At 44.0% G+C, this 5,972-nt stretch carries 6 protein-coding genes and 1 pseudogene; 5 read left to right on the top strand and 2 right to left on the bottom strand.

Annotated elements, in window-relative coordinates:
* Together HW45_RS09080 and HW45_RS09075 are read right to left on the bottom strand one after the other, a co-directional pair.
* A pseudogene (locus tag HW45_RS09080) lies at positions 1–355 on the bottom strand (LuxR C-terminal-related transcriptional regulator); the annotation flags it as partial.
* A gap of 338 nt (positions 356–693) precedes the next feature.
* Complete coding sequence (locus HW45_RS09075) at positions 694–894, bottom strand: hypothetical protein (RefSeq protein ID WP_006069048.1); 201 nt, start codon at positions 892–894, stop codon at positions 694–696.
* 260 nt (positions 895–1,154) lie between these two features.
* On the opposite strand from HW45_RS09075, the gene HW45_RS09070 reads away from it, so the two are divergent.
* The 5 genes from HW45_RS09070 to HW45_RS09050 form a co-directional block, all read left to right on the top strand.
* Positions 1,155–2,111: an AAA family ATPase gene (locus tag HW45_RS09070; protein WP_038226490.1), complete on the top strand. Its 957-nt coding sequence runs from the start codon at positions 1,155–1,157 to the stop codon at positions 2,109–2,111.
* Positions 2,112–2,123: 12 nt separating this feature from the next.
* Positions 2,124–3,152 carry a DUF58 domain-containing protein gene (locus tag HW45_RS09065; RefSeq protein WP_051867947.1) on the top strand — a complete coding sequence of 343 codons (1,029 nt, stop codon included), beginning with the start codon at positions 2,124–2,126 and terminating at the stop codon, positions 3,150–3,152.
* 6 nt (positions 3,153–3,158) lie between these two features.
* Positions 3,159–3,656: a DUF4381 domain-containing protein gene (locus HW45_RS09060; RefSeq protein ID WP_038226488.1), complete on the top strand. Its 498-nt coding sequence runs from the start codon at positions 3,159–3,161 to the stop codon at positions 3,654–3,656.
* A complete protein-coding gene (locus HW45_RS09055) occupies positions 3,653–4,627 on the top strand; it encodes a vWA domain-containing protein (protein WP_038226487.1) in 975 nt (324 codons plus the stop codon). Before HW45_RS09060 ends, HW45_RS09055 begins: the two co-directional genes overlap by 4 nt.
* Positions 4,617–5,972, top strand: a 1,356-nt coding sequence (locus tag HW45_RS09050; protein ID WP_038226486.1) for a vWA domain-containing protein, incomplete at its 3' end; no start/stop codon positions are given. The genes HW45_RS09055 and HW45_RS09050, both read left to right, overlap by 11 nt.

The raw sequence follows: 5,972 nt of genomic DNA, 5'->3' as shown, positions 1-5,972 counted from the left end.
GATTTCGGCAACAAAGCCCATAGAATACACCCACTAAACGCTGCCAACGTAACATCTCGGAATGACGGATACCTGGAGAGGTATTTATCAAAACCTCTTGAGCTTCGAGTGAAAAAACATCCCTAACTTCATGATATTGCTTTACCGCAGCATGGTCCATTGTCGGGTAGTCAATAATAATTAGGTCGACATTATAATCTTTGGTGCTGCGCCTGAGTTGACCAATACGTTCAGGTGAAATTAGCCTAATTTCCATATTAAGTTGCTGTTCAATCGACTCTTTTAACAAACTCGATTGCAAATTATTCTCTGCCAACAGAACCGCACGTTGGTTTCCCTCTACCAAGGTAGCCATAGTTCACTCCATGTGATTATATTTGTTTTGAAAAGTAGTTCCAAAGTTAATATTGAATTCGATGCATTCTCATCCGTCAATAGCCTAGAAGTGCGATGAAATCGATTGCATTAAGCTAACTTGCCTTCAAAACAACGGCTTGCATATGCAGTCTCATTTTTGAGAAAAATATCAGTTGTAACTGAGCAGCGAGTGTTAAATATAGATATGAGATATAGGTCTCAAATACTAAATCAAAAGTTCAGTGTGAAACATTGAGGAAGGTTAATTAGGTGGTAGTACTTTTATTTAAAAGCCCCTACTTAAAATAGCTCTTAACAGGGGCTCAGATACATGAGTTAGTGAATTGGTGTCTGGCTCTTTTGATTAAACTTGCCAAAGTACTTTTCTAGCACTTCTGGAGTCAATTTACCTTCAGCCTCAAGCTTCTTTAACTCTGCAGCAATTTCACGCTGCTCTTCAATTGAAGGAAGAGCTACCTCTGGCTCAGACTCTGCTTGAGAAGACATCAACTCTAATTCTTTCTCAAAATCACTCATAACAAATTACCTTACTTAATCACTTAAACTGGTTCTAGTTTACTTGTTTTGGCGTGCTCATGCCATATTCCAGCTACAATTAGCCTACTTATAAGCGTGTCTGCTACCTTCAACATTGAACACGTATTACCAAGTTATGATGCTTGAAGTGGTAACATCCTTGATTGTAATTACAAAACAATGACATAACTAAGGGAACTTTCGCGGTAGTTTTTCATCTACCTATTTATCTCAATCGCTCGCCATAAGGAAACATCATCATGCCAGCGCAGTCTTTCCAACAACTTCAACGCTATCTCGAATCCCAAGTTATTGGTCAGGATAACTTGGTGAAACAGCTGCTCGTAGCGTTGCTTGCTGATGGACATATACTGGTAGAAGGTCCTCCAGGTCTTGCAAAAACACGGGCGGTAAAGTCCTTAGCCGATTGCATTGAAGGTAGCTTCCACCGTGTTCAGTTTACACCGGATCTTCTTCCATCAGATTTAACAGGTACCGATATCTATCGCCCGGAGACGGGTGAATTCCAATTTAAGTCTGGTCCGATATTTCATTCCCTTATATTGGCGGATGAAGTAAACCGCGCACCAGCCAAAGTACAAGCGGCGATGCTAGAAGCAATGGCGGAGAAACAAATCAGTGTTGGTCAAACCACCTATCATCTTCCAGAGCTTTTCCTAGTCATGGCAACACAAAACCCCATAGAGCAAGAAGGAACCTATCCATTACCAGAAGCTCAGTTAGACCGCTTTTTGCTTCACTTAGAGGTCAATTACCCAGATGCAGAGAGTGAACTAGCGATCTTGAGGCTCAATCGCGGTGAAGCTTTAGGAGAAAGTCACCACTTTGAGAATCGTATTTCCCAACAAGAAATTTTCGAAGCGCGACGCCAAGTTTTATCCATTCATATGGCAGAGTCTATAGAAAAATATATCGTTCGATTGGTTATGGCAACACGAACTCCAGATGCTTATAGCAACGACCTAGTCAGCTGGATTGAGATGGGAGTGAGCCCACGTGCAACTATCGCGCTAGATAGAGCAGCTCGAGCTCACGCTTGGCTATCTGGTCGCGACTTTGTAAGCCCAGAAGATATTCACGAAATCATTTACCCAGTTCTGCGACATCGATTGTTACTGACTTATCAAGCGCAGGCCGAAGGAATTGATGGCAATAGAATCATTGACGAGTTACTAAAAACCGTTGCATCGGCGTAGGTAAACTGGCTTATGTTCGGAAAATTTAACCTTGCTAAAGGTTTTCGAAAAAATACCAATAACAGTCACGTGCTCGAGACAGCTATCGTACGCGGAGACTTGCCGATACAGTGTAATGGAGCCTCGATTTCTCTGCAGGAGCTCTGCTTCTATCAAACACACGGTAAACGTTGGCAGCCACCAGCTAAAAGCCTCTGGTCACAACTTAACGGACAGCATGCCAGCCCTCGTAAGGGACGTGGAATGACGTTTTCTGAAGTTCGCCAGTATCAAGCTGGTGATGATGTTAGACAAATAGATTGGCGTGTTACCGCTCGCACTGGCAAGGTGCACACTAAACTTTTTACTGAAGAGCGAGAACGCCCTGTAGTTCTATTCTTAGACCTGACACCAAGCATGTACACGGGAACGCAACTGCTGTTAAAGTCAGTGCAGCTTTGTCACTTAGCCAGTTTGTTAAGTTGGATTGCTATTGGCAATAAAGATCGCGTCGGCGCGGTTATTCGAACCAATAGACGTTTGTTTGAGCTTCGTCCTTCGAGCTCAAAAGCCTCGCTATACCAATTACTGCAGCAACTCGTCGACGCTCATAATGAGGGTTTTCATAACGTAGTAACGGAATCGAAGAGTGTTCCTAATTCTAACGATATGGAAAGTGACAAAGACCCTTATCAAGTACTAGCCAATCTCTGCAATAAAGGAAGTGAGGTCATTGTGGTCAGTGATTTCTCGGCGACTTCTGAGAGGGATATAAGCGCCATTTCGAAGCTATCTAAACACAACCGTGTACGAGCTATTCAGGTGTTTGACCCTATCGAGCTTGGTATCACCAAAGCTAAGGGTATACAAAACGTAATGGGTAAAAATGAACGGTTATCAATAGACTTTTCTAATGATCGTACAAGGAAAACCGTTGAATCCATATATACGCAGCAACAGCGCGAGCTAACTTCCAAGTTAAATCGATATGGTATTGCCTTATCTCAAGTATCAAGCGGAACACCGCTTTTACAACAGCTATTAATGTCCAATTTTAAGTAGTGAATCATGAGCCAGCTAAGTCAGCCTCAAACTTTACCTTTAAAGCCATTGCACCTACCAACCGAGCCTAGCGTTTGGCCCCTACCTTGGGGATACTGGGCTTTACTGGGTTTCATTGTGCTTGCCATCATTTTAACTGTTCTATTGATACGTAGAAAACGTAAGCAAGAGCGCGCAAAAAAAGCCGCTTTAAAAATGCTTACAAGCGATGTGTCCACATTGTCACCCGCTGAAGCCAATGAAATATTGCGCCAAGCGGCGCTTAGCTACTTCCCTAGAAAAGAGGTGGCTAATTTGACCGGACAATCATGGTTTAGTTTTTTGGATTCACAACTTGCCTCGCCGAGGTTCATACCCAATGAATCTTCGTGGCACTCCGCACTATACACCAGCGCCAATCCTCCAAAAGATGAGGAGGCAAACTTAATCTCCGATTGTAAATACTGGGTACAGAATGCGCTGCCTCCAAAAAGAAAATATCGAAACTGGAATGCTGCATCATGAGTGAATTCACATTTGAATGGTGGTGGCTATTCGCCTTGCTACCCCTGCCATACCTCGGCTATAAGTTCTTTCAACCTAAACAACCAAGCGCATCTATAGTTTTACCCCACATTTCAGGCATGCCAGCTGCTAGCCGAAAGAAAATACTACTCGTCCGAACCATCGCAATAATGGCATGGGTAAGCCTAGTATGTGCTGCTGCTCGACCAGTTTGGTATGGCGAGCCTATTGAGATTCAGCCAAAGCACCGTGACATGATGCTTGTCATCGACCTCTCCTATTCAATGAGCCAACAAGATATGGCATATCAAGATGGTTACATTGATAGGCTCACTGCCGTCAAACATGTGGTGTCTGATTTTGTTGACCGTCGCAAGGGAGATCGAGTCGGATTAGTGTATTTTGCTGACCACGCTTATTTGCAGACCCCACTGACCTTCGACAGAGAGACTGTTAAAACTCAGCTTAATCAAACCGTCTTAAAACTGATTGGCACCCAGACCGCCATAGGAGACGGTATTGGACTTGCGACAAAAACCTTTGTCGATAGTGACGCTCCGCAACGAGTCATGATATTACTCAGTGATGGCAGCAATAACGCCGGTGTTCTTGACCCTGTTCAAGCAGCAGAAATCGCCAAAAAATACGGCACCACTATTTACACCATAGGTGTCGGCGCAGGAGAGATGCAGGTTAAAGATTTCTTTATGACCCGCACGGTAAACACCGCAGAAGATTTAGACGAAAAGACATTGATAAAAATCGCTAATATGACTGGCGGACAATATTTCAGAGCTCGTAATGCCGATGAACTAGCGACCATTTACGATACCATCAATGCACTACAACCTGTTCAGCAAGCCACCCAATCTTGGAGACCTCAAACCGAGTGGTTTGCACTACCCGCGACGGTCAGCCTGTTGCTGATTATGCTTTTAGTGATACTAAGGAGAGAAAAAGATGAATTTTGAATTTCTCTATCCGCAAGCGTTTTGGCTACTTTTGCCTGTTGCTTTAGTTGTTGCGGTGAAGAACTACCGTCAATCTAGCTCATCACTTATCGCCTCTCACTTAGAAAAAGCGTTGAAGTTGCAATCTGATTCCAAAAAGTCAGCTCAGTTTTGGTTAACGTTACTTTGTCTTGTTCTGATAACCGCGATTGCAGGACCGAGCTTTGAAACCCAAACTCGGCCTGCATTTCAATCATCCAGTGCAAGAGTGTTAGTGCTAGACATGTCTCGTTCGGTCTATGCCAATGACATCAAACCTAGCCGCCTCGCTCAAATAAAGTACAAGGCACAGGATCTACTTCCATTGATTACCGATGGGCAGACCGGATTAGTAGCCTACGCAGGCGATGCTTACACTTTAAGCCCCCTAACGACAGATTCCGCCACGCTGGGCAACCTAATCACAAACCTTTCGCCGGAGATTATGCCATTCCAAGGTGCGAGAGCAGACTTAGCCGTAAAGCAAGCTATCGATATGATGAAACAAGCAGGCTTGTCTAACGGTGAAATCATCCTGTTTTCTGATGATCTAGGCCAAAGTGAACTTAAAGCAATTGAAGCGATGCTCAGCGGTCATAGCTGGAAACTTTCAGTCTTAGCGTTCGGAACCACTGGAGGCGCACCTATTGCACTACCCGACGGCTCTCTGCTGACTGACAAGTCGGGAAACACCGTCGTTGCCAAAACTCACTTCACAAACTTAGAGCAAGCAGCAAAAGTGGGACGAGGGCACTATACAACGTATCGAAGTGACAATCAGGACATTTCGAGTCTGATCCAAACCTCAGATGTAACCGCAAACCTTAAGAAAGAAGGAGAGCAAAGCGTCGATATAAGGGTAAATAACGGCTACTGGCTACTTCCTCTTGTATTAGTACTCTTGCTGCCATTATTTAGAAAAGGCGTAGTGTTTTGCTCTCCTTTACTCGCTATTCTTTTTGGTTTTAATAGCAACAGCGCAGAGGCGTCCATCATTGATAGCGCATTCAATAATCAGAACCAACTTGGTTACCAAGCCTTTCAAGATAAAGATTACGAGTCCGCCAAGAACTTGTTCAGCAACAAGCAATGGTTAGCAGCGGCGCAATATGAAAATGGCGATTACCAACAAGCTATCGACAACTTACAGGGCGAGAGCGATATCAGCGCTTTATATAACCTTGGTAATGCCTATGCCCAGCATGGAGAATTGGAAAAAGCAGCTGACATGTATCAACAAGTGCTCAATCAACAGCCTGACCAAGCTGATGCAAAGTTTAACCTCAGTCTAGTTCAAGAGGCTATGAAGCAACAGCAACAGCAACAG

It is taken from the genome of Vibrio sp. ER1A, from assembly GCF_000733315.1.
Lineage (GTDB): Bacteria > Pseudomonadota > Gammaproteobacteria > Enterobacterales > Vibrionaceae > Vibrio > Vibrio mediterranei.
This window is presented reverse-complemented; position numbering and strand designations above follow the sequence as displayed.

Coding starts and splice junctions, on each gene's coding strand:
- HW45_RS09075 (WP_006069048.1), bottom strand. CDS start 894: ATGAGTGATTTTGAGAAAGAATTAGAGTTGATGTCTTCTCAAGCAGAG.
- HW45_RS09070 (WP_038226490.1), top strand. CDS start 1,155: ATGCCAGCGCAGTCTTTCCAACAACTTCAACGCTATCTCGAATCCCAA.
- HW45_RS09065 (WP_051867947.1), top strand. CDS start 2,124: ATGTTCGGAAAATTTAACCTTGCTAAAGGTTTTCGAAAAAATACCAAT.
- HW45_RS09060 (WP_038226488.1), top strand. CDS start 3,159: ATGAGCCAGCTAAGTCAGCCTCAAACTTTACCTTTAAAGCCATTGCAC.
- HW45_RS09055 (WP_038226487.1), top strand. CDS start 3,653: ATGAGTGAATTCACATTTGAATGGTGGTGGCTATTCGCCTTGCTACCC.